The sequence below is a fragment of the Nocardia sp. NPDC049190 genome, from assembly GCF_040648115.1.
GTDB lineage: Bacteria > Actinomycetota > Actinomycetes > Mycobacteriales > Mycobacteriaceae > Nocardia.
In genome coordinates this window covers 26,209-47,466 of the sequence record NZ_JBEZDE010000021.1, presented here as the reverse complement: position 1 = coordinate 47,466, position 21,258 = coordinate 26,209, and the positions used below count along the sequence as shown (strand labels likewise).

Sequence of the window (21,258 nt, the reverse complement as noted above, 5' to 3'; positions counted from 1 at the left end):
CGCCACACAGTCATGGAGCGCGAATCCCGCCGCCATACATGCGGCGCTTCGCTTTGACGCCCCCTTCTGGGCGACAGGCCATCTCGGCTCGGCGACCGCGCAAAGCCCACTATCAGCGCCCCGACCGACAGCCACACGTCACGGGTGTCCGACCACCCAGGACCAGCCGACCGATGCCGGACCGGACCGGTCCGGCACAGCAAGGTCACCTCGAACTGCTCTCCGGTTCACTCGATCGAAATTCGGCATCCAGTTCATACACCGGGACAAGGCGAGTTCGATTCCGTAACCCTGCGAGGGCTATGACGGCCGTGCAGACCGCGGCGAGAGCACAAAGCAGCGCCGGAGTTGTCAGCACTGCGGTGGCAGCCTGTTGCGTTGCCTCGGGGCTCGACCCCTCGGTAGCACCGACGAACGTCCGCAGAACGTCGTCGAGTCCGGTGAGCTCGTCGCGGTGTCTTGTCATATCGCGCAGCTCCGGCGCTTTGCCATGCAGATACAGCAAGGCCGCCAGAACGAATACCGTGGTAGCCACACCACTGACGGCAATGAGGCGCGACAACGCCTCGATACCCATTGCGAGAGATAGCATCGCCGTGGATATGGTGACTGCCGCGGCGACGCCGGCCAGCATCCCCCATCCATCGCTGATGGTGTCGGCATAGCTGGCCGGCTGATACCCGAAGCCATCGAGCCCGGGGAGCGAGCCTTCCATCCACCCGAAGGCATTGACGCGCACGTCGCCGGATGGCCCCGACGCCACCAGCCATGGCTGGAAGAGCAGCACGACAGTGAGCAGGCTCGACGCCGCAACACACCATCGCTTCCAATCGGTCACAGACTCGGGGCGGCGCGGCACTATGCATTCGAATTGTTCGTAAGTTGAATTTATTTCTTCGTAAGTTGAAGTTGCCATTCGGCTCTCCATCTTTTAAATTTACAATCTATGCTTGTTGTGAATTCTATATACCTTTCCCAAATGTCCACTTTCGTCTTGAACGAGGGCATGCACACCGGACTGCCATAGACCACGGCGACTACATACTGCCCACTCATCCATAATGTCATTCCGCCATTTCATTGTGCATGTCCGCCGTGTTTCATACATGTTTCAATTATCGTAATGGCTCGTTTGATATCGGCGCTTTGTTGGATGTGCCGCCATTCAGCGGCACATTGCGCCACTGTGATGGTGGTTCCCCCTGCTCGAAGTACCCCCGCTGAGGTGCCGTCGCGGGCGGTCCGGTGTGTCCGGGGTCCGATCCCAAGCCGACGGTCCGCAAGCCGGGCTCAGCAGCTCGAAGTGCATCACGAGGCGTTGCCTAACCGAATCCGCCACGCCCAGGCGGGCTCCCGCGAAGGTAGCGATTCACTGCCGACCACTGTTGCCGCCGAGTACCGGAACTCGAGCGGTAGATTGCCGATCCGGAGCGGGTTGACGCGGTATCGCTTTCTGCCAGTGTACATTTCGCCTTGCGCGTCGACTGAACCCCGAGGCGATCGTGCGGCTCGTGAAATACACCTGCAGTATCCGGTCGAGCTCATATCACGGGTGTTCGATATTCCGTCCCCAACCTTCCCGTACCGGCGCGACAGGTCGAATACGAGGGAATGTGATGGCAATGGTCGACATCCATGTAGATCTGGCGGTTCCTATGTCGCTGCGGCTGCGTGCGATGGCGGCGCGGCTTGCGGGTCGGTCGCGACGAGCCGACCTGCTATACGGTCGGCGTGATTTCAAGGCGCGTTCCCGCGCCACAGGGGGCGGGTTTCGACGACGCGGCAGATTCCGTGAGCCACACCCGTATTGGATCCGGTCGCGCGCGACTTCACCGCAGCCGATCCGCAGGACTGCGGGTCGCGATCCTGTGGTCCTACGGCGGGCCGGCCATGCGCCGCCGCGCCGAGTAGGCGATCTTCGCGCCCGGCGGGCGATAGGACCCGGCGCGCATGGGACCAACGCACTGGCGTTGGCCTGCGCACCGAGCGACCACACACGGCATTCTCCGCCGAGCACCCGGTCGCAGCGCCGACGACAACGCCGGCTCCGTCGAGTTGTCTCGCGGACCGCTGCTCCCCGGCTCGGAAACTCCGGGAATCATGGAGTGGCGTGTGAGTACCCGCAGGTAGGAGTGCGCACCGCGGTGTTGTCCAGCGGCACCGCCGAGCACCCGCCGCGTGCCGGCGAGCGCGTACCCGACGACATCCACATCCACGAACGCACGTTGCGATTGCTGCCCGCGGGAGCCGCCAGCCGGGCACTCGCGGCCACCTGGCTGCACGGCGCGCTGCGTGCCTGAGCCGGCTTCAACGTTTCATCAACCCACACCGGGCATAGTGACCTGCATCACGGCCGAAACAGCCGTGCGCGTCACGTCCGCAACCAGCGAGGAGTTACCCGCCATGAGTTACGCAAAGCCGGGAACCGAAGGCAGCATCGTCGAATTCGCCGAACGCTACGAGAATTTCATCGGCGGTGAATGGACCGCCCCGGTCGAAGGCCGTTACTTCGACAATCCGTCCCCAGTGGACGGGGCGACATTTTGTTCGGTGGCACGATCTTCGGCCGCTGATGTCGATCTCGCTTTGGACGCGGCGCACCGCGCGGCCGACGGGTGGGGACGCACGTCCACCACCGAGCGCGCCACTATCCTCAACAAGATCGCCGACCGGATCGAAGACAACCTCGAAGCGCTCGCGGTCGCCGAGACCTGGGAGAACGGGAAGCCGGTACGCGAAACACTCGCCGCCGATCTGCCCTTGGCAGTCGACCACTTCCGCTACTTCGCCGGCGCGGTCCGGGCACAGGAGGGCGGCATCAGCGAGATCGATGCCGACACCATCGCTTACCACTTCCACGAGCCCCTCGGCGTGGTCGGCCAGATCATCCCGTGGAACTTCCCGATCCTGATGGCCACCTGGAAGCTCGCACCCGCGCTGGCAGCAGGCAACGCCGTGGTACTCAAACCCGCCGAGCAAACCCCGGCCTCGATCCTGAAGGTGGTCGAACTCGTCGCCGATCTGCTGCCACCCGGAGTGCTCAACATCGTCAACGGCTTCGGCGTGGAGGCAGGCAAACCGTTGGCCTCCAGCCCGCGGGTCGCGAAGGTCGCCTTCACCGGCGAAACCACGACCGGCAGGTTGATCATGCAGTACGCCAGCGAGAACATCATCCCGGTCACCCTGGAGTTGGGCGGCAAGAGCCCCAACATCTTCCTGCCCGACATCATGTCCGCCGACGATGCGTTCCTGGACAAGGCCGTCGAGGGCTTCGTGATGTTCGCGCTCAACCAGGGCGAGGTGTGCACGTGTCCGTCTCGCGCGCTGATCCACTCGGCGATCTACGACGAGTTCATCTCCCGGTGCATCGAACGCACCCAGGCGATCCGCGGCGGAAACCCGCTCGACGAGTCCACCATGATCGGCGCCCAGGCCAGCAACGACCAATACGAGAAGATTCTGTCCTACTTCGATATCGGCCGCCGAGAAGGCGCGGAGGTCCTCACCGGCGGCGGCACCCGCAAGGTCGAGGAGTTCCCGGGCGGCTACTACGTCGAGCCCACGGTCTTCAAAGGCCGCAACGACATGCGAATCTTCCAGGAGGAGATCTTCGGCCCTGTCGTCTCGGTGACCACGTTCGATTCCATCGACGAGGCGCTGGAAATCGCCAACGACACCCTCTACGGCCTCGGCGCGGGCGTGTGGACCAGGGATATGAACACCGCCTACCGGCTCGGCCGGGAGATCAAGGCCGGACGCGTCTGGACGAACTGCTACCACGCCTACCCCGCACACGCCGCCTTCGGCGGCTACAAGAAGTCCGGCATCGGCAGGGAGAACCACAAGATGATGCTCGACCACTATCAGCAGTCCAAGAATCTCCTGGTCAGCTACTCGCCGGACAAGCTCGGATTCTTCTGATGCCGGATCCGGCGCGTCGCGTCGAACTCACCGAGCGGGCGGAGGCGTTGCTGCACACGCTGATCGGGCAGCATGGCGCGGTCATGTTCCATCAGTCCGGCGGCTGCTGCGACGGCAGCTCACCGATGTGTTACCCGCGCGGCGAATTCCGGGTGGGCGCATCAGACGTGTTACTCGGGTGCCTCGGCGCGGATACCCCGTTCTGGATCAGCGCCGACCAGTTCGAGTATTGGCGCCACACGCACCTCACTGTCGACGTGGTGCCGGGACGGGGTAGCGGGTTCTCACTCGAAGCGCCGGAAGGCGTGCGTTTCCTCATCCGCTCGCGCCTGTTCACCGACGAGGAGACTGCCTATCTCGAGGCACAGCCGCCGCCACGAACCGGGGCGGATTCGTCCTTCTGAACGGTGTACCGGCCGACTGCGGGATACGGCAGCCGCCGGTGCACCGACCGGGCGGCTCACCGAACCGCCGCTTCGGTGAGCCGCCCATCCGGGTCCGGGGGACGAAACAATTCCGTTGGGGAATAGCTCGGCCATGGATATGTTCGTTCGAGATGGTTAGACGAACGAACGAACGAGAGGGTGCCCCGGTGACGACCGAGACAAGGGAACTATCCGTCGGCCTCCGATCGGAGCGTGGAGCAATCCTCGGTTCGTTGATGCTGGCGACAGCATTGGTCGCACTGGACTCGACCGTCATCGCCACCGCGGTGCTGACCATCACCGACACTCTCGGCGGCTTCGCGCAGTTTCCCTGGCTGTTCTCCATCTACCTGCTCGCCCAGGCCGTAACGGTGCCGATCTACGGCAAGCTGGCCGACACCGTCGGCCGCAAACCGGTGATCCTGTCCGGGATCGCCATGTTCGCGCTGGGGTCGCTGCTGTGCGGCGTCGCGACGAGCATGCTCGGCCTGATCATCTTCCGCGCTGTGCAGGGTATCGGCGCCGGGGCGATCCAACCGATGACGATGACGATCGCCGGCGACCTCTACACGCTGTCCGAGCGCGCGAAGGTGCAGGGCTACCTGGCCAGCGTGTGGGCCATGTCGAGCGTGGCCGGTCCGCTGCTGGGCGGTATCTTCGCCGAATACGTCAGCTGGCGCTGGATCTTCCTGATCAACCTGCCGTTGTCGGCGCTCGCCGGATGGATGCTGGTGCGCAACTTCGCCGAGAGCGCGCCGCGGCGTAGACAACACGTCGACTACCTCGGCGCGGCACTGCTCACCGTCGGCGCGGGCGCACTGATCCTCGGACTGCTCGAAGGCGGGCAGGCGTGGGCCTGGGCCTCCCCCACCGGCATCGGCGTATTCGTCGGCGGCGCGGCACTGCTCGTGCTGTTCGCAATGGTGGAGCGCCGCGCGGACAACCCGATTCTGCCGCTGTGGGTGTTCACCCGCCGCGTGGTCATCGCCAGCGGCCTGGTGGCGGTGCTGATCGGGGCCATCCTGCTCGGGTTGACTTCTTACGTTCCGACGTACACCCAAGGCGTGCTCGGCACCGGCGCGCTGGTCGCGGGCCTCACGGTGGGCGCGCTCACGCTCGGCTGGCCGCTGGCCGCCTCGCAGGCCGGAAAGGTGTACCTGCGCATCGGTTTTCGCACCACCGCCGTGATCGGTAGCGTGCTGGTCACGCTCGGCGCGGCCAGCACGCTGTTGATCACCATGGACTCGACGCTATGGCAGGTCGCCGCGTCCTGTTTCGTCATCGGCACCGGGATGGGATTGGTCGCCACCCCCACGCTGATCGCGGCGCAGACCAGCGCCGAATGGACCGAGCGCGGCGTGGTCACCTCGGCCAACATGTTCGCGCGCTCGATCGGCAGCGCAGTCGGTGTCGCGGTCTTCGGCGCGATCGTGAACTCGCGAGTCGGTGCCACCGGCCACCCGCTGCCCGCCACGCTGGCCTCGTCGGTGCATCTGGTGTTCATCGCGGTGGCAGCGATGGCCGTGGTGCTGATGGTGGCTTCGGCCACGATGCCGGGGCGGGAGGCGTCGCACGCCTGACCGCGCGGAGCGATCGGGCGCAGTGGAAGCGAGCCGCCCGACTTGATCGGTGACGGACACTGGGTCGCGCCGTGGCTGACCAGATAGCCGGTTTATGGAAGCAGTCGCCGCCGGAGAAGCGCATGCTCGGGTTCTGACCAGACCAGTGCCCTGGAGGAAAACGTGGCTGTCGCCGTCTGCACGATCATCGGGCTGTTCTTCCTCGCGATGGGCGGCTACGCGCTGGTCGCGCCTGCCGCTCTGATCGGGCCGTTCGGCGTTCGGCTCACCGTGGCGAGCGCCCGCTACGAAGTACGCGCTGTCTACGGCGGCTTCGGACTGGCCATGGCAGCCGTGCTGAGCGTCGCCGCGCTGGATCTCGGCTCGCTGCGCGCCGGGATCATGGTCGCGGTCGGCGCGGCGCTGGCGGGTATGGCCCTGGGACGAGTGCTGTCCGCGGCACTGGATGAACGAACAGCCTTCTACCCCACGTGGTTCTACTGCGTGGTGGAGGCGCTCGCGGCCACCGCGCTATTGCTCACGGCCTAACGGCGACACTCATCGCGACCGAGCCGCTCGCTGTCTTCGTCTACGACCACAGCATCCACTTCGAGGCTGGGCCGCGCCGCCGAGGCGTCGACCTGACCACCCTCGTCGAAAAATCAAATATGGACCCGGCGCCGCGCCGCAGGCTCGACCGATCATCCGCGACACTGTTGAGTACTGCAAGCCGGATGGCATCCCGGACAACACCTGCGGACAGCCCTCGGCAGCGACAGCCCGGGCGGACTAGCGCTGCACGGAATCCGCGGCCGCACCGGACTTTCCGAGCCGGTTCAGCGCCAGGTAGCCGACCGACACCAGAGCCGCCCACACCACGCCGACGACGATCGCCGTTCGCCCGCTGTCGGTGCAGAACAGCAGCACGACCACCAGACCGAGGAAGACCAGCGCCAGCACAGTGGTGTACGGCGCGCCGGGCAGCCGGTAGTCGGACGGGGGGAGTTCACCACGAGCGACCTTGGCCCGATAGAGCAGGTGACAGACCAGGATGACGCCCCAGACGAAGATGATGCCGATGGTCGACACCGAAGTGATGTAGGCGAACGCCTTGTCCGGGGAGATGATATTCACGATGACGCCGATCACCATGGCGCCCGCCGACGCGATGATGCCGACATAGGGCACCGCGCTCGCACTCAACTTGTTCAACCGGGCGGGCGCCTCCCCACGCAACGACAGGGTGCGCAGCATTCGACCGGTCGAGTAGATGCCCGAGTTGCAGGACGACAGCGCCGCTGTGAGCAGCACGAAGTTGATGATGCCCGCCGCGCCGGGAATGCCGATCTGCTCGAACACCTCCACGAACGGGCTCTTGCCCGCGTGGAAGGTCCGCCAGCTGGACACCGACATGATCACCACGAGCGCGCCAACGTAGAACAGTCCGATACGCATCGGCAGCGTATTGATCGCTTTGCGGAGCGTTTTGCGCGGCTCACGCGCCTCCCCTGCCGTGACGCCGACCAGTTCGACGCCGACATAGGCGAACAGCACGATCTGCAGCACCAGCAGCGACTGGCCGATGCCGTTCGGGAACACACCGCCATCGGCCCACAAATTGGTGACGGTGGGGTCGGCCGCGTGCCCGAAACCGAACAGCAGCACGCCGATGCCGAGCAGAATCATGCCGACGATCGCGGTGACCTTGATGGTGGAGAACCAGAACTCGCCCTCGCCGAACAGGCGCACCGAGATCAGATTGGCGCAGAACATCACCGCGAGCACCACCAGGGCGGTGATCCACGGCGCTATGTCGAACCAGTACTCCACGTACCTGCCCGCCACGGTGATCTCGGCCATGCAGGTGGCGACCCACACCGCCCAATACGACCAGCCGGTCACGAATCCGGCGAAACGGCCCAGGAATTCGTGCGCGTACTCGGCGAAGCTGCCCGAGATCGGGCGATAGGTCAGCAACTCGCCGAGGGCCCGCATGAGCACGAAGATGGCCGCGCCCGCGACCAAGTAGGCGAGAATCAGAGCGGGGCCGGCCTGCTCGATCGCTCCACCCGCGCCATAGAACAAGCCGGTGCCGATCGCGCCGCCGATGGCGATCATCTGGATGGTGCGAGGGCTCAGCCCGCGTGCGTAGCCTTCCGAGTCGCCTGCGCCCGCCGGGCCCTGCGGCCCCGCGCCCTGTACCTGACGGTCGGCGGCTGTCATAGTGCGGTCCTTCCCTCTTTCGGCAACGACGCGACATCGGGATCGTCGGTCGGTGCGCCGAGTACGGCGTCGGATCACCGCATGTTCGGCACGATCAGCTCGCCACGCTACCGGCCCCTGCCGCCTCGCGCCCGATGTTGCCGCCGATGCCCCGGACCGACTGCCCGGCACCGTCGCCTTCCCGATCGACCGTCCAGCGTGTCATCATCGGTCACAGCACTGACGACGCCGGCGAGGGCGGGCGACGGCAAATGACCGGCACACGGGTGCGGACCGGAGCGAGCGCCTGTTATGACTGAACAACCCACCCGACGGCCACGCCTTCGCCGATATGCGCTGCGCACGGCAACCGCACTGGTCGTGGTCGTCGCCATCATGATCGGGGCGTCGTTCGCGGCAACGGCGGTGCTGCACATCCCGTCGCCACCGACGCTGCTTCGGCTCTCAGTGGACCCGCCATCCACCCAAGGAAGGCTTTTCGCCAGCCGGACGGTGGCAGCCTCCCCTACCCCCCGTCCACTACCCGTCGTGAGCGATTCGCTACCGGTCACGGTTCCGTGGCGAGGTTCGCAGATCACGATCGCCCAGTTCCTCGACACCACGCACACGAACTCGTTCCTGGTTCTGCGCAACGGCGTGCTGACCACCGAGTGGTACGGCGACGGCGTCCAGCCGACCACACCACAGTCTTCCTGGTCGGTCGCGAAATCCGTGGTCTCGCTGCTGACCGGCCAAGCCGTCGCCGCCGGAAAGTTACGCGAGGACGACCGCCTGACGCGCATCCTGCCCGAGCTGGCCACCGGCGGCGGATACGACACCATCACCATCCGGGACCTGCTCGACATGACCTCAGGCGTCGATGTCCCGGAGAACTACCACAAGTACCTGCCGCTGACCGGCACCGCCCGGATGTATCTGACCGAGGATCTGGGCGGATTCGTCCGCGCGCACCGCAGCCTTCGGTTCGCGCCGGGCAGCGCGGGCGACTATCGCAGCGTGGACACCCAACTACTCGGTATGGCGCTGGCGAAGGTCCAAGGCAGATCGGTCAGTGAGCTGTTGCAGCACGATATCTGGGATCCGATGGGCGCGCAGGACGACGCCCAATGGAACCTCGACACCACAGGCGGACAGGAGAAGGCCTTCTGCTGTCTCAACGCCACCGCCCGCGATTTCGCCAAGATCGGCCAGCTGGTGCTGGCGGGTGGACGGGCCGGCGGCACGCAGGTCGTGCCGCCCGAGTGGCTCGAACGCATCCGCGTTCCGGCGCCGCACCCGGTGGGCGCCTGGCGCTACGGCGCGCAGTGGTGGCACCCGAGCGGCGGGGACGGCCAGGACATCTCCGCGGTCGGGGTCTACGGCCAGTACATCTATCTCGACCCGCCGAGCGGTACGGTCATCGTCAAACTCAGCGACCATGGGACCGCTCAGGACCGGCAGGAGACCATCGACGTGTTCCGTGCGATCGCCAGGCGATGACCCGGCGGTCGTACCAGCGGGAAGTCAGTAGTGGGCTCGGCGAGAAATCCGAGGACTGGCAGCTGGGGTCCACCGGTCACGTGCGCCGATCGTTGCGGGGTCCGGGCCGTTCCGTGGGGGTCGGCACGGTGTGCGTCCTCTGCGGTTCGCTTGATACCCGCCCCTTGTCCGGCGTTCGGCACGCCGTCAGCGGCGTCCGCGGCCGAGCCGGAAGACGGGTAGGGTAACTAAGGCAATCCTAATTACTTATACCTGGAGGTCAGCTATGGCACGACCCCGCACTTCCCTCACCGTGCAACGCACCGAATGGCTCACCCCGCACCTGATCCGGGTTCACCTCGGCGGCCCCGGTTTCGCCGCGTTCCGGCCCGGCGAGTTCACCGACTCCTACGTGAAATTCATCTTCCCGCGGGACGGGGTCGAGGTGCTGCGCACGTACACCGTTCGCTCGGTGGATCAGCTCGCCGGAGAGATCGCCGCGGATTTCGTCTTCCACGGTGCCGAGGGAATAGCGGGACCGTGGGCGGCCTCGGTTCAGCCGGGCGAGACCATCGATCTGTACGGTCCCGGCGGTGCCTACTCCCCCCGCTCGGACGCCGACTGGCACTTGCTGGCCGGGGACGAGGCGGCCCTGCCGGCCATCGCGACGGCGCTGGAGACGATGAACGCCGACGCGACCGGAATGGCCTTCGTCGAGGTCGCCGGACCCGACGACGAGCTGCCGCTGAAGAAGCCGGACGGTGTCGAGCTGACCTGGCTGCACCGCGGCGTACGCCCGCCGGGTGAGCTGCTCGCCGAGGCCGTCCGGCAAGCACCGTGGGCGCACGGGCAGGTCCAGGTCTTCATCCACGGCGAGGCGAAGTCGGTCATGCACGACCTGCGCCGCTATGTGCGCCGCGAACGCGGGGTGTCCGCCGAATGGGCCGCGTCGATCTCCGGCTATTGGCGACTCGGTCGCACCGAGGAGGGTTTCCGCGAGTGGAAGGCCGAACTCACTGCGAGCGAATCGGCGGCGGCCAACAGCTGATGCTGCCGATGGGCTTCGATCGGCAGCACGGCAGATGCTGTCCCGCACGATGCCGTCCACCGCGATCGAGATCTCCGCAGGCGCGCACCGAGCGAATCGGCGTGGCCGGGTGGTGGCGTCCCAACTTCTGGATGCATCGACATGGCGTCGGTGCCGCCGCTGAGGATTCGCCCGTAGCCGCGATGTGCCGGCAGCACCGCGCCACCCGAGGGCGATGTAGCCGCTCGGGCGGCGCAGCGGGTCGGGTGGCGCGGTGCACGCTACTGCTGAGTCGAGCGCAATGCCTCCGCTACGAACTGCGTCGTGTACGTCTTCGACAGATCGATGCGATCGCGAACAGGACGAACATTCGTCGAGTACTTACCGAGGATCTTCAGGACATTCTGGGCACCTTCGGGTTTCATCAATCCGTCGCCGTTGAACATCCCGATCGAGTCGCGAATGGACTGGATATACAGATCCTTGCCCGCGCTCGCGTACTGCGCAGGCATCTTCGCCGCGATCTCCTCCGGCGTGTGCGCCTTGATCCACTGCAGCGTCTGCACGAACGCCGCGGCGAGCTTGCGCACGATGTCGGGGTGTGCGTCGATGGTGGCGCAACTCATGTACAGCGACGAGGACGGGTAGAGGCCACCGAGGGCCGCACGCGTGCTCGCCTCGGTGCGCATGTCGACCAGGATCTCGGCCTCGCCGGAGTTCACCATCTGCGCGACGGTCGGGTCGGTGGTCATCCCCGCGTCGATGCCATTGTGATTCATTCCGGCGATAAAAGTCTGTCCCGCACCGGCCTTCACACGGGTGTAGTCCGCCGTCGACATGCCTTCCTGCCCGGTGAGCGCCTGGGTGAGGAAGTCGGTCGACGAGCCGAACGACGTGACACCCAGCTTCTTGCCGCGCAGGTCAGCCACCGATCCGACGGTCGGCGCGTCCTGCTTCGACACCAGTTCGACCTCGCCCGGCACGTCCGCCAGCTGAACAACCGAGCGGATGCACTGTTCCTTGGCCTGCAGGTCGATGGTGTGGTCGTAGAACCCGACTACACCCTGCACATCACCGGTGAGCAGCGCGTTCTCGGCGTTGGCGCCGGACTGCTCGCCGAGCAGTTCGACATCGATGTCGTTGCGTTCGAAGTAACCGAGTTGCTTGGTGAGCATGGCGGGCAGGTAGATCACCTTCTCCAACCCGCCGACCATAATGGTGATCTGCGGACGCCCGTTCGCGGTCGGAATGTGCCGCGAATCCCGACATCCCGTGGCGAGCAGTAGCGCCGCGACGGCCACGACGACCACGGCCACATGCTTGCGATAGCTCATGTCAGACCCCGTGGCTCGCGGTCGCCTGCGACGGACGCCATTTCAACAACCGGTTCTCTGCCATTCCGATCCCCCATTCGGCGACCAGCGCGATGACGGTGATGAGAATCATGCCCGCATAGATGCCCGCGGAATCGAAGGTCCCCTGGGCGTTGCTGATCAGCAGACCCAGCCCTTTGCTGGCGCCGGCGTACTCACCGACCACCGCGCCGATCAGAGCGAAGCCGAACGCGGTATGCAAACTGGACAGAATCCAGGTGGTCGCGCTGGGCAGCACGATCGACGTCAGCACCTGCCGCCTGCTCGCGCCGAGGATGCGCGCGTTGTTGATGACGTTGCCATCCACTTCGCGCGCGCCGGTGAACGCGTTGAAGAACACCGCGAAGAACACCAGCACGACAACGGTCGCGACCTTCGAACTGAGTCCGAGGCCGAACCAGATGATGAACAGCGCGGCGAGCACGATACGCGGTACCGCATTGAGTGCTTTGATGAACGGCGCAAGCACCTCGGCCCAGTACCGGCTGCGCCCGAGCAGCACACCGAGCACGACACCGGCCACGGCACCGATCACGAAGCCGAGCACCGCTTCCTCGACGGTGGTGTAGATCTGCAGCCAGATGGAGCCGAACTGCGTTCCTCGGGCGAACCATTCGACCAGTCGCTCCCAGATCAGCGACGGCTTGGAGTAGAAGAACGGGTCGATCCACAGCGAGGCGGTCAGCTCCCAAGAGCCCAGCCACAGCGCCACCAGAGCCAGGCGCAGTCCCCACGTGCGGATCCGGGCGCGCTTGGCGTTGGCGCGTACCCGGGCGAGGATCTGCTCCTCGGACTCGTTTTCCACCACCGGCACCACGGCGGAACTTCTTTCGACGACGTCATGCGACACGGGAGGCTCCCTTGGCTCGAGCCGCCTCGACCTGGTCGCGCAGCGTTTCCCAAATTTCCTTGTAGATGTCACGGAATTCAGTGGTCAGCCGCACTTCCTCGACGCTGCGCGGCCGCTGCAGCCCCACGGTGAAGTCGCCGCAGACCGTCGCCGGGCTCGCGGTCATGACGACCACCCGGTCGGCCAACACGATGGCCTCCTCCAGGTCATGGGTAACGAAGATGACCGCGGCCCGGCGTCCGTTGCGACGTTCGGTGGGCGCTGCCTGGTTACGCATGCTGCCGTCACCAGGCGCGTCACTCACGTCGGTACCCGCCCACACGCGCAGCAGTTCGTCCTGCATCAGCTGGCGCGTCTGCCCGTCCAGGGCGCTGAACGGCTCGTCCATCAGCAGGATCTCCGGCTCGTTGACCAGCGTCTGCGCCAGCGCGACGCGCTTGCGCATGCCGCCGGACAGCTGATGGGTGTAGTAGCCCTCGAACCCGGCCAGGCCGACCTTGCGGACCCACACCGCCGCCTTCTCCCGCGCCTCGGCTTTCGACGCGCCGCGCAGGCGCGGGCCGAGTGCGACGTTGTCCAGCACGCTCTTCCACGGCAATACCGCGTCCTGCTGGAACATGTAGCCGATACCGTCGGGAATGCCGTGCACCTCCGTGCCGTGCACGAACGTCTGCCCGGCCGAGGCCGGTTCCAGTCCGGATACCAGCGAAAGCGTGGTGGACTTGCCGCATCCGGTCGGGCCGACGACTGCGACGAATTCGCCGGGGGCGACCGTCAAGTTCAGGTTCTTCACGGCAGTGTGAATGCCGCCGCCGGTGCCGGGGAAGCGCTTCGTCGCGCTCCGCAGCTCGATGAGTGGTTCGGTCATTGCTTCCTACTTCTGCGAGATCAGATAGGCCGAACGTACGTGTCCCGAGTCACAGGGCGGAGCTTGTGCGCACAACCGCCACAAACACGGGATTCGCAGGTTTTGCGCATTTCGCGCACACCATGTCGCGGTGCGACGGCGCTGCGCGCAGACCGCCGCTGGACCGCGCCGGGTCCGGCGGCGTCGAGGCGGCCGCCTATGCTGCGGCCATGGCCACTGAGCGCATACGGGCCGTGCGGTTGCGAACCCAGGTTCTGCTGTTGCAGATCGTGGTCGTCGCGCTGACGCTCGGTGTCGCGTTCGCGGTATTCGGCTACATCAGCGACCAGCGGCTGCGCGATGCCTATGGGCAGCGCGCACTGGCCATCGCTCGCACCGTCGCGGCCGATCCGGCGGTGCGCGGTGAGGTGAGCAGGTACGCACCCGGGATCGTCACCGCCGACCCGGAGCTGCACCGGCAGCTCGCCGCAGGTCCGCTGGAACAGATCGCGGTCGATGCGACGCAACGTAACGCGGCGCTGTTCGTGGTGATCACCGACGACGCGGGCATCCGTCTGGCACATCCGGACCAGACCCGCCTCACCGAGCACGTCAGCACCGACCCGTCCGAAGCGCTGGCCGGGCACGAGGTGATCGTGCAGGAACGCGGCACGCTCGGTGACTCGGTGCGCGCGAAAGTACCTGTGCTCGACCTCGGTTCGGACCGGATCGTGGGCGCGGTGAGCGTCGGCATCTCCACCGAAGCGGTGCGCGATCAGCTGCTCGACGATCTGGGAACGGCAGGCGTGTTGGTCGGGGCCGCGCTGCTGGTCGGCATCGCCGGTTCGGTACTGCTCGCGCGGCGGTGGCGCGGTCTGACGCTCGGGCTGGAACCGGACGAACTCGCCGAACTCGTCCGCGGCCAGGCCGCGGTATTGCACGGCATCGGCGGTGGCGTGCTCGCCGTCGACGCGTCCTGGCGCACGACGTTCGTCAACGACGAGGCGCGCAGGCTGCTCGGCATCGGACCGGACATCGGTCGACCGGTGGACGAGATCGGACTGACCCCTCGGGTGCTGGAAGTGTTCCGCGGCCTGGACGAACAACCCGCCTCGGCGACGGTGGGTTCACATATCGTCATCGTCTCGGCGCGGCGGGTCAGCCGCGACGGGCGCGATCTCGGCGCGGTACTCACCGTGCGCGACCGCACCGACGTGGAGTCGCTGACCAGGCAACTCGACGCGGTGCAGTCGATGAGCACGGTGCTGCGCGCACAGCGGCACGAGTTCTCCAACAAGATGCACCTGATCAGCGGCCTGCTGCACCGTGGACGGGCAGAGGAGGCGTCGCGATCGATCGACGAGCTCGTCGGCGCCGGACCGCTCGGCGCCGCGACACCGGGTATCGACGCCATCCATGACGCCTACCTGCAGGCATTCCTGGCGGCCAAGGCCGCACACGCCAGGGAGAGCGGCGTCGACCTGCTGCTCGGCCCGAACACCTGGGTCGAGGGCAGCCTCGCCGATCCGGTCGACGTGACGACGGTCCTGGGCAACCTGCTCGACAACGCCATCGAAGCGGTCCGCGCCTCGGATCGACCGGTGCGGCAGGTCGAAGTCGAGCTGGTACAAGAGAATTCGACCTTGCACAGCACGGTCACCGACAGCGGTGACGGTGTCGCGCCCGAACTGGTGGATTCGCTGTTCACCGAGGGCACCTCTACCCGCGAGGACCACGGGGTTCCCGGCGGGCGCGGGGTCGGCCTCGCGCTGATCCGCCAGATCGCCCGCGCGCACGGCGGCGATGTGCGCCTGTCCAGCCCCGGCGGCGGCGCACCGCCGCTCACCGGCGCCGAATTCATCGCTCGCATGCCCGGAGTGCTCATCGACAATGAGGTGCCATGGCCACAGCAGATCTGAGGATCGTCGTCGTCGACGACGACTTCCGGGTGGCGAACCTGCACGCCGGAATCGTGGACTCCATCGCCGGTTTCACCATCGCGGGCACCGCCAATACCCTCGCCGCCGCACGGCACATCGTCGTGGCGGAGTCGATCGATCTCGCGCTGGTCGACGTCTATCTTCCCGACGGTTCCGGCATCGATTTCGTGCGCGAACTCCACTGCGACACCATGATTCTCACCGCCGCCACGGACAGCGACACGGTACGGGCGGCCATCGCGGCGGGCGCCATGGCCTATCTTGTCAAGCCGTTCCCGCCTACCGAGTTGGCCGCCCGGCTGGCCGCGTACGCGCGCTACCGGCGCATCCTGTCCGCCCCGCAGGTCGACAACGCCCGGGTGGCGGCGGCGCTGCAAGCCCTACGTCCCACCAGCGCGACGAGCGCTCCGGCTGCCACCGCCTCGCCCACCAAAGACCTTGTCCTGCACTCTATTCTCGACGCGGAGACTCCACTGTCGGCCGGCGAAGTGGCCACCGCCATCGGTATCTCCCGCGCGACCGCACAGCGCTACCTGGCTGCTCTCGTAGCCGGCGGCGCGGTACGCATGAGCCTGCGCTACGGCAGCACCGGCCGCCCCGAACAGGAGTACTCGGCCGTGGCCCAGCGCTGAGAAGGTGGCGCCGAGACAGTTCGCAGGGGTCGGCGGTGTTGTGGAGCGCGGTGGCAGGGGCACGCACGACCACGGAGCCATTGCGCGTTGACCAGCGAGTTCACCGTCGATCGCTCGGACGCAGACGGACGCGTCCGCGATGTCTCGGTTCGACCGTGTCCCGTTCGGCTGTGGGCCGGAGCGGCGGTAGCGTCGGAGCATGAGCAGTCTCGAGGTCGCCGTCGTCGGGTATGGCTTGGCCGGCTCGGTGTTCCATGCTCCGTTGATCGCCGCCGAACCACGGATGCGGGTGGCCGCGGTGGTCACGTCGTCGGCAGAACGTGCCGAGTGCGCCCGGCGTGCGCACCCGGACGTCCGTGTGGTGTCGCACGCCGACGAACTGTTCGCCGAACCAGCGCGGATCGACCTGGTCGTGATCGCGACACCCAACCGCGCGCACGCGCCGCTGGCCGCGCGAGCGCTCGACGCCGGACTGCCGGTGGTGGTCGACAAACCGATCGCGGTGTCGGTGCGCGACGCCGAAGCCCTGGTCACGCAGGCCGAGCGGTCCGGTCTCGCGCTCTCGGTATTCCAGAACCGACGCTGGGACGGTGACTTCCGGACCGTACGTGCGCTTGTCGAGACCGGGAAACTGGGCCGGGTACGACGTTTCGAGTCCCGGTTCGAACGCTGGCGGCCGGTACCCAGAGGCGGCTGGCGGGAAGTCGGTTCCCCCGACGACGGCGCGGGCATCCTGCTCGATCTCGGCAGCCATCTGGTCGACCAAGCCCTGACGCTGTTCGGCCCGGTGCACTCGGTGTACTGCGAACTGGATCGTCGGCGTGCGGGAATCCGCACCGATGACGACGCCTTCGTCGCGCTCACCCACACCTCCGGCGTCCGCTCGCATCTGTGGATGAGCGCTGTCGCACCGCAACTCGGCCCGCGATTCCGGGTGCTCGGGTCCGAGTCCGGGTATGTCAGTTATGGGCTCGACCCGCAGGAGGACGCGCTGCGGTCCGGCCGCCGCCCCGGAGACGGCGCGCCGTGGGGCACAGTCGAACCCGAGCGCTGGGGTCTGCTCGGCGCCGAACCCGACGCTGTGCCGACGCCGACCGCATCGGGCGACTACCCCGCGTTCTACGCCGAGATGGCCGCGGCCCTGCTCGACGGCGCCCCCACTCCGGTCGACCCGCGCGACGCCGTCACCACGCTGCGTCTGCTCGGCAAGGCGCGCGAATCGGCAGCCTCGGGTGTCATCGTCGCCGCCTGACAGCGAGTATGTAGGTGAGCACGCCGCCGTTATCGGTTTTCGAAGTCCTGCGCGGTGCATACGAATGTCTGCGGACTGAGAGCAATATCGACGAGAGGCCGACCGTGGGCTGTCGCCGGCGTTCACGCGGTGTTTGCGACGGCACCCGGTGCGCAGCGCCGGGTGCCGTGCTTATTGCTGGCGCAGATTGTCGATGCAGAGGAAAGGGCCAGTGCGGTCGTTCCCTTCGTACCGTGGTCAGATCTGTTCAACCAAGTATCGACCGCGACCCGGGGCCCACGGTCGCCGACCGATAGCAACCGGGAAGTTCCCGGGTTGTCGAGGCGGGCGCAAATGTAGCCAGCTTCGTAGCTGGAGTTTCCGGTATGGCTACTCCGGTCCTTCCACCGACTCGCCGAAAGTCCGTTACCTGCGGAATTTCACGTCCTGGTAGAAGCCGAATCGACCGCAGCAGAGTAGTAGTAGACCTCATGACGCAAGCGTTCCAAGTCCGGCTCTGTGGAAGCCGAGCTCCGCGTGTACCGATCGATCTGATGCATCCTGAACACCGCGGTCCTGATGTTCTCGTAGAGCGAGAGGAACTCCTTCCTCCGGCCGGACAGGCCGGGAATCACGCGAAGAATCGCGGGAACGTAGCGGATCGCCGCGTCGATCCGGGCGCGTTTCTCGCTCACCTCGCGCTGCAACTGCTCGATCGCCTCGCGGCGGGTGCACCCCGTTTCATGACCGATCGCCCGAACCAAGTTGTAGGGGATATGGTCGGCCTCGTCCCGATCCAGTGAAACCAGATCGTTCTCTACCAAGCCCACCCAGGAGATGAGTTCTTCGAGATTGCGGATCACCGGGTGGTTCCGCAGCGTCGGTGGCAGTTCCCAGTCCTGATACACCTCTATCGCAGCGACGAAAATGTCACCCCCACCGGTCGAACTCCGCAGCGGTAGCCAGTCGGCCGTGGCGGGGATGTAGCGGTTGATGCGATGGTGCGCTTCCCGTTCGCAGGCTTCGAACCAGTTCTCGACACTGTCGAGGAACCGCTGCTGCCAGTCGATGGTGCGGCCCTCGCGCACACGCGGCCACACACTCGCCCACGCCGTCGCGATCACGCCGGACCGCCACGGCGCCTGCGGATCCTGACGCAGGACAGCGACCAGCCCACGCCGCAACGCGGTGACAGCGTCCGAATCCATCAACCGCGGATCGTCGAACAGGTCATCCCACACAGCGACCAGCGTGGAGATGCTGGCGAAGGCCTGTTCACGAGCTTCGCTCGCTGGGGCCACGAACTGCATCGGCAACCGGATCCCTCCGGTCCACCGGTGGTTGTGGTCGAACTCGGCCGCGGAAGCGATCAGACCGGTATCGGCCATCCAGCTCCTCAGCCACGACATGGTCTGCTCCGACAAGAACTCGCCGCCGTCCGGGGATGGCTGCGTCGAGGGCCCGGAAACGGGCGGGCGCGACGTTCGCCGGTCCAGGACCGACCGCGTATAACCGGTCATCGCATGCCGGACGCGAGGGTCGACGGGCAGACCGGCAAGCTGATGGTGAGCCTGGACGATGAAGTCCTCGGCGACCGCTCGAGCTTCGTCCACGGCGCCCGAGGAGAGCACGAGTTCACGGGCACGCGCGGCCTGCTCCCGCGTGATTCGTCGACCGAGCAGGCGAGCAAGATCCCGGTCACGGCCGGCCGCGCGGATCACCGGCAGGGTGTAGATGCCCTCGAACAGATCCTGATTGACCGGCTTGCCCATTTCTTCGGCGGTCGAGGTCACATCGAGGATGTCGTCCCACAACTGGTAGGCCAACCCGAAGTATCGACCGAACTCGGCCAACGCCTGCTCCTGCTCACCGGAACAGTCGGCCTGCATCGCGCCCACCCGGCACGCCAACGACAGCACCGCCGCCGTCTTACCGCCGATCGATTCCAAGTAGGCCCGCTCACTGCGAGAGACCACGTACTGGTCGGCGGCCTCGATCACCATTCCCGCGCACATCTGCTCACTCGCAACCGTTGCCGCGGAAATCTCGCGATGCCCGAGTTCGACCAGCATCCGCGTGCCCGAGGTCGTCACGCAATCACCAGCCAATACCGCCAGGTGCGAACCCCACACCGCGTTGGCACTGGGACGGCCACGGCGCTGGTCCGCGTGATCGATGACATCGTCGTGATACAGCGACCCCAAATGCACCAACTCCACCCCAGCAGCAGCGCGCACCGCCCGATCGTCGGCCGGCGTCGCGGGATCGGTGAGCAGGTAGTACGACAGCAACGTCAACGTCGGACGCACCAGGCGCCGAGACGAATCCGGCCCCTCGTCGGTCAATGCGGTCAGCTCTGGCCTACCGCGAAACTGCACAGGCCCGAGCACGTCCCGGACACGGTCGAGATCGGCATCCAGATGCGGGAAGACAGCGGAATCTATCTCACGGGACACGCACACACTCCTGACTAGTGGCGTAGGACATCTACACCGTCGATACAGTGAAATTTGACACCACCAACGCGCGAAATATTCTGGTATCAGCCAGTTTTGACGCCACCATCGCAGTCTTTTCGGCGGCTTCGGTCGGGACATCCCGACCATGAGCAGCTGCCGATTCGGTGTGGGAATCGCCGCGGCCGAACCGCTCGGCACCGATCGCGCGCACGACCAGATCCCATTCGCTCGGCCCGATCCCGGCACTGTCGAGGTCACACAGAACCGCCTGGCCCGTGTTGGTCACCTCCGCTGCGACTGGCTAACGTCGACACCTGGTGTCGGCCACGTCGCGCCGATCGCGTGGCGGAGAGGAGATCCGGATGGGTTCAACGGTTTTCGCGGTGTTCCTACCACTGGCTCTCGCCGTGGTGATGTTCGGGCTCGGATTGACGCTGACGATCGACGATTTCGCCAGGGTGCTGCGGTTTCCGAAGGCCGCGGTGATCGCGCTGGCATGCCAGATGGTCGTGCTGCCCGCGATCTGCCTCGGCCTGACCTACCTGTTCGGCCTCGATGGCGCACTGGCCGTCGGCATGATGTTGTTGGCCGCGTCACCGGGCGGACCGTCCGCCAACCTGTTCAGCCACGTCGCCGGGGGCAATGTGGCGCTGAACATTACCCTCACCGCGATCAATTCGGTGCTCGCGGTGTTCACCATGCCGCTGGTCGTCGCGCTGTCCACCGCGTTGTTCCTGGACGACACGGGATCGCTCGGGCTGCGACCGGACAAGTTCGCCCAGGTCTTCGCCATCGTGCTGGTGCCGGTCGCGATCGGCATGTGGGTACATCGGCGGTTCGCGTCATGGGCGCAGAGCAGGCGTGGCACCGTCAAGATCCTGTCCGTCGTGGTGCTCGCGCTGGTGGTCGCCGCCGCGGTGGGCAAGAACGTCGACACGCTCACCGAGAACATCGGTACGCTGGCCGCGATCTGTCTATTGTTCGCGATCGTGAGCCTGACCATCGGATACTTCGCGCCCCTCGTCTTCCGGGTGCGCGCCGACCAGGCGATCGCCTCGGCGATGGAGATCGGCGTGCACAATGGAGCGATCGCGATCGCGATCGCCGTCGCCGCTTCGGTATTGCGCGACGACACCATGGCGGTGCCGGGGGCGGTGTACGGCGTGCTGATGAACATCCCCGCGGCTATCGCGGCGTTTCTCCTGGCCAGGCGCGCGCGGCAGGATCAGCCCGCAGCGGAGCCGAGCGTGGTGCGCTGACAACGATAGATTGCTCGGACACTCACCCACCGGATCGGTAGCCTTTCGGATGTT

At 66.3% G+C, this 21,258-nt stretch carries 17 protein-coding genes; 11 read left to right on the top strand and 6 right to left on the bottom strand.

What is annotated here, in order from left to right; genetic code table 11:
• Positions 1-205: 205 nt before the first annotated feature.
• Positions 206-928, bottom strand: a complete 723-nt coding sequence (locus tag AB0B25_RS19260) for a hypothetical protein (protein WP_357181047.1) — start codon at positions 926-928, stop codon at positions 206-208.
• A 1,177-nt stretch (positions 929-2,105) separates the two neighbouring features.
• Between AB0B25_RS19260 and AB0B25_RS19255 the strand changes: the two genes are divergently transcribed.
• The 5 genes from AB0B25_RS19255 to AB0B25_RS19235 all read left to right on the top strand — a co-directional run bounded on the left by AB0B25_RS19255 (position 2,106) and on the right by AB0B25_RS19235 (position 6,454).
• Positions 2,106-2,300: a hypothetical protein gene (locus AB0B25_RS19255; protein ID WP_357181043.1), complete on the top strand. Its 195-nt coding sequence runs from the start codon at positions 2,106-2,108 to the stop codon at positions 2,298-2,300.
• Positions 2,301-2,403: 103 nt separating this feature from the next.
• Positions 2,404-3,921, top strand: a complete 1,518-nt coding sequence (adh, locus tag AB0B25_RS19250; protein WP_357181040.1) for an aldehyde dehydrogenase — start codon at positions 2,404-2,406, stop codon at positions 3,919-3,921.
• Complete coding sequence (locus AB0B25_RS19245; protein ID WP_357181037.1) at positions 3,921-4,325, top strand: DUF779 domain-containing protein; 405 nt, start codon at positions 3,921-3,923, stop codon at positions 4,323-4,325. The genes adh and AB0B25_RS19245 overlap by 1 nt, the downstream gene beginning before the upstream one ends.
• 188 nt (positions 4,326-4,513) lie before the next feature.
• A complete protein-coding gene (locus tag AB0B25_RS19240) occupies positions 4,514-5,926 on the top strand; it encodes an MDR family MFS transporter (RefSeq protein ID WP_357181034.1) in 1,413 nt (470 codons plus the stop codon).
• 162 nt (positions 5,927-6,088) lie between these two features.
• A complete protein-coding gene (locus tag AB0B25_RS19235; RefSeq protein ID WP_357181032.1) occupies positions 6,089-6,454 on the top strand; it encodes a DUF4345 family protein in 366 nt (121 codons plus the stop codon).
• Between the two features lie 240 nt (positions 6,455-6,694).
• Here AB0B25_RS19235 and AB0B25_RS19230 read toward each other — a convergent pair whose 3' ends face one another.
• Complete coding sequence (locus tag AB0B25_RS19230; protein ID WP_357181030.1) at positions 6,695-8,128, bottom strand: amino acid permease; 1,434 nt, start codon at positions 8,126-8,128, stop codon at positions 6,695-6,697.
• Between the two features lie 291 nt (positions 8,129-8,419).
• On the opposite strand from AB0B25_RS19230, the gene AB0B25_RS19225 reads away from it, so the two are divergent.
• Positions 8,420-9,607 carry a serine hydrolase gene (locus tag AB0B25_RS19225; RefSeq protein WP_357181028.1) on the top strand — a complete coding sequence of 396 codons (1,188 nt, stop codon included), beginning with the start codon at positions 8,420-8,422 and terminating at the stop codon, positions 9,605-9,607.
• A 265-nt stretch (positions 9,608-9,872) separates the two neighbouring features.
• A complete protein-coding gene (locus AB0B25_RS19220; protein ID WP_357181025.1) occupies positions 9,873-10,634 on the top strand; it encodes a siderophore-interacting protein in 762 nt (253 codons plus the stop codon).
• A 260-nt stretch (positions 10,635-10,894) separates the two neighbouring features.
• Here the strand turns inward: AB0B25_RS19220 and AB0B25_RS19215 are convergent, their stop codons facing one another.
• The 3 genes from AB0B25_RS19215 to AB0B25_RS19205 are packed head-to-tail and all read right to left on the bottom strand — an operon-like array spanning position 10,895 to position 13,704.
• A complete protein-coding gene (locus tag AB0B25_RS19215; protein WP_357181022.1) occupies positions 10,895-11,947 on the bottom strand; it encodes an ABC transporter substrate-binding protein in 1,053 nt (350 codons plus the stop codon).
• Position 11,948: 1 nt separating this feature from the next.
• Entirely contained in the window at positions 11,949-12,836 is an 888-nt protein-coding gene (locus AB0B25_RS19210; protein WP_357181019.1) for an ABC transporter permease, read from the bottom strand.
• Positions 12,826-13,704, bottom strand: coding sequence for an ABC transporter ATP-binding protein (locus AB0B25_RS19205; protein ID WP_357181016.1), 879 nt, complete (start codon positions 13,702-13,704; stop codon positions 12,826-12,828). Before AB0B25_RS19205 ends, AB0B25_RS19210 begins: the two co-directional genes overlap by 11 nt.
• A gap of 209 nt (positions 13,705-13,913) precedes the next feature.
• Here AB0B25_RS19205 and AB0B25_RS19200 point away from each other — a divergent pair, with 209 nt between their 5' ends.
• The 3 genes from AB0B25_RS19200 (at position 13,914) to AB0B25_RS19190 (ending at position 17,507) form a co-directional block, all read left to right on the top strand.
• Positions 13,914-15,602, top strand: coding sequence for a sensor histidine kinase (locus AB0B25_RS19200; RefSeq protein ID WP_357181013.1), 1,689 nt, complete (start codon positions 13,914-13,916; stop codon positions 15,600-15,602).
• Entirely contained in the window at positions 15,584-16,255 is a 672-nt protein-coding gene (locus AB0B25_RS19195; protein WP_357181010.1) for a response regulator, read from the top strand. Before AB0B25_RS19200 ends, AB0B25_RS19195 begins: the two co-directional genes overlap by 19 nt.
• Positions 16,256-16,454: 199 nt before the next feature.
• Positions 16,455-17,507 (top strand): Gfo/Idh/MocA family oxidoreductase, encoded by a 1,053-nt coding sequence (locus tag AB0B25_RS19190; RefSeq protein ID WP_357181008.1) that lies wholly within the window; start codon positions 16,455-16,457, stop codon positions 17,505-17,507.
• Positions 17,508-17,926: 419 nt separating this feature from the next.
• Here AB0B25_RS19190 and AB0B25_RS19185 read toward each other — a convergent pair whose 3' ends face one another.
• Entirely contained in the window at positions 17,927-19,942 is a 2,016-nt protein-coding gene (locus AB0B25_RS19185; protein WP_357181005.1) for a polyprenyl synthetase family protein, read from the bottom strand.
• 365 nt (positions 19,943-20,307) lie between these two features.
• Here AB0B25_RS19185 and AB0B25_RS19180 point away from each other — a divergent pair, with 365 nt between their 5' ends.
• On the top strand, positions 20,308-21,204 hold the full coding sequence (locus AB0B25_RS19180; protein ID WP_357181002.1) for a bile acid:sodium symporter family protein: 897 nt from the start codon (positions 20,308-20,310) through the stop codon (positions 21,202-21,204).
• Positions 21,205-21,258: the final 54 nt, after the last annotated feature.